General features: G+C 67.4%; 2 protein-coding genes and 1 pseudogene. All 3 read left to right on the top strand.

The genetic code is table 11. From position 1 onward, the window contains the following. Positions 1-694: IclR family transcriptional regulator (locus RMO23_RS08685; RefSeq protein ID WP_309680531.1), on the top strand; the 694-nt coding region annotated here is incomplete at its 5' end. A gap of 12 nt (positions 695-706) precedes the next feature. After that, positions 707-1,504 carry an SDR family oxidoreductase gene (locus RMO23_RS08680; protein WP_309680530.1) on the top strand — a complete coding sequence of 266 codons (798 nt, stop codon included), beginning with the start codon at positions 707-709 and terminating at the stop codon, positions 1,502-1,504. After that, positions 1,497-2,974: pseudogene (locus RMO23_RS08675) on the top strand (thiamine pyrophosphate-binding protein); the annotation flags it as partial. The gene RMO23_RS08680 and the pseudogene RMO23_RS08675, both read left to right, overlap by 8 nt.

Below are 2,974 nucleotides of genomic sequence, written 5' to 3'. Positions count from 1 at the left end.
CCGTTCCACGGTGTTCCGGCTGCTCAACACGCTGGAGGGCATGGGCTTTATCGAGCGCACCGCCAACGGCAACGACTATCGCCTGGGCATGGCGGTGCTGCGCCTGGGCTTTGAATACCTGTCGTCACTGGAGCTGACCGAACTGGGCCAGCCGGTGCTGGCGCGCCTGTGCGACGAGATTCGCTACTCGTGCAATCTGGTGGTGCGCGACGGCCGCTCCATCGTGTATGTGGCCAAGGTCGCGCCGCCGACTCCGTTCGCCAGTTCGGTACGGGTGGGCACGCGCCTGCCGGCCCATGCCACGGTGCTGGGCCGGGTGCTGCTGCAGGACCTGAGCCTGCCCGAATTGCGCGCGCTCTACCCCGAGGATCACCTGGAAGTCTTTTCCGGCAACACGCCCAAGACCGTGCTGGAGCTGTTCAAGCTGCTGGAGACCGATCGCCAGCGCGGCTATGTGCTGGGCGAGGGCTTTTACGAGGCCAGCATTTCCACCATCGCCGCGCCGGTGCGCGACGAGAGCAGCCGCATCGTCGCGACCCTGGGCACCACCATCCCCTCGGCGCATATCGACGCGGGGCAGATTGAAGCCATGGTGCAGCGCGTCTGCGCCGCCGCCGACGAGTTGTCCCAACTTCTCAATTACCAGCCGCGCAGTGACAGCCCGAACAAGGTTGTTGCGCTGCGCGCGCGCTAAGGGCCAATCGCCATGAACCTGATCAACCTGAAAAATACCGTGGCCGTGGTCACCGGCGGCTCATCGGGCATAGGCCTGGCCACCGTGCAGTTGCTGCTGCAAAGCGGCGCCGCAGTCGCCTTTTGTGGCCGCGACGAAAAGCGCCTGCGTGATGCCGAGGCCGGTCTGCGCGCGGACTTTCCCGAAGCGCGCCTTTACGCCGCGCCCTGCAATGTGCTGGATGCCGCCGACATGCAGCGCTTCGCCGCCGACTCCGCGCGGGTACTGGGCGCTGCATCGATCCTCGTCAACAACGCCGGCCAGGGCCGCGTGTCCACCTTTGCCGATACCGAAGACAGTGCCTGGACCGAAGAGCTGCACCTGAAATTCTTCTCGGTGATCTACCCGACGCGCGCCTTTTTGCCGCAGCTGCAGCGCCAGCCCAGCCCGGCCATCGTCTGCGTCAATTCGCTGCTGGCGTCCCAGCCCGAGCCGCACATGGTGGCGACTTCGGCGGCGCGTGCCGGCATCAAGAACCTGGTGCGCTCCATGGCCACCGAGTTCGCCCCCAGCGGCGTGCGCGTCAACGGCATCCTGGTCGGCCTGATCGAGTCGGGCCAGTGGCGCCGCCGCTTCGCGGTGCGCGAAGACCAGGCCCTTGACTGGGCCGCCTGGACCGGCGAACTGGCCGCGCGCAAACGCATTCCGCTGGGCCGCCTGGGTCTGCCGCAAGAAGCAGCGCGCGCGATTTTCTTTTTAGCAACCCCGCTGTCGTCGTACACCACCGGCAGTCACATTGACGTCTCTGGAGGCCTTTCCCATCATGCTTAGTTCCAACCAAATCCCTCCACAAATCACGGTCGGCGCTGCCATTGCCGCTTTTCTCGAAGAATGCGGCGTCAAGGCCGCCTTCGGGGTGATTTCGATTCACAACATGCCGATCCTGGACGCCTTCCACGAGCGCGGCCAGGTCCGCTTCGTGATGGCGCGCGGCGAAGCCGGCGGCACCAACATGGCCGATGCCTATGCCCGCACCACCGGCAGTCTGGGCGTGTGCCTGACCAGCACCGGCACCGCCGCCGGCAATGCCGCCGGTGCCATGGTCGAAGCCCTCACCGCGGGCACGCCGCTGCTGCACCTGACGGGCCAGATTGAAACGCCTTACCTCGACCAGAACCTGTCGTATATCCACGAAGCGCCGGACCAGCTGACCATGCTCAAGGCCGTGTCCAAGGCCGCGTTTCGCGTGCGCAGCGTCGAGACCGCGCTCGGCACCATCAAGCTGGCGGTGCAGACCGCCCTGACGGCGCCCACCGGCCCGGTCAGCGTCGAAATCCCGATCGACATCCAGGCCGCGTTGATGGCCCTGCCGGCAGACCTCAAGCCGCTGCCGGTGGTCGTGCAGGCGCCCGTGGCCAGCGCAATGGACGAGCTGGCGAACCGCCTGGCCAGGGCGCGCCGCCCGCTGTTGTGGCTGGGCGGCGGCGCCCGCCATGCCGGCGCGGCCGTGGCCCGCCTGATGGCCATGGGCCTGGGCGTGGTAACCAGCACCCAGGGCCGCGGCATCGTCGCCGAAGACGACGCGCGTTCGCTGGGCGCCTACAACCTGCACAAGCCGGTCGAGAACTTCTACAGACCTGCGATGCCATGCTGGTGGTGGGCTCGCGCCTGCGCGGCAACGAAACCCTGAAGTACGAGCTCAAGCTGCCGCGCCCGCTGTACCGCGTCGATGTCGATCCGGCCGCCGAAGGCCGCTGCTACGCCACCGACTATTTCGTCAACGGCGACGCCGAGCTGGTGCTGCAAGGCCTGGCCGACCGGCTCGAAGGCCGGCTCTCGATTGACCCGGCCTTCATGGCCGACCTGCAGGCCGCGCGCGGCGCCGCCGAAAAAGGCCTGCTGGACGGCCTGGGCCCCTACACCGAACTGGTGCGCCAGCTGCAGCAGGCTGCCGGCCGCAACTTCAACTGGGTGCGCGATGTGACGGTGTCCAACAGCACCTGGGGCAACCGCCAGCTGCAGATTTTTGATCCGCGTGCCGGCGTGCATGCGCTGGGCGGCGGCATTGGCCAGGGCCTGGCCATGGGCGTGGGGGCGGCGGTGGGCGCGGCCGTTACAGGCTCGGGCCGCAAAACCTTCTGCCTGTCGGGCGACGGCGGCTTTATCCTGAACCTGGGCGAGCTCGCCACGGCGGTGCAGGAAAAGGCCAACGTGGTCTACGTGCTGATGAACGACCAGCGCTATGGCGTGATCCAGAACATCCAGGACGCGCAGTACGGCGGCCGGCGCTGCTATGTCGAC

Origin of the sequence: Polaromonas sp., from assembly GCF_031411155.1 — a bacterium.
Lineage (GTDB): Bacteria > Pseudomonadota > Gammaproteobacteria > Burkholderiales > Burkholderiaceae_C > Polaromonas.
This window is presented reverse-complemented; position numbering and strand designations above follow the sequence as displayed.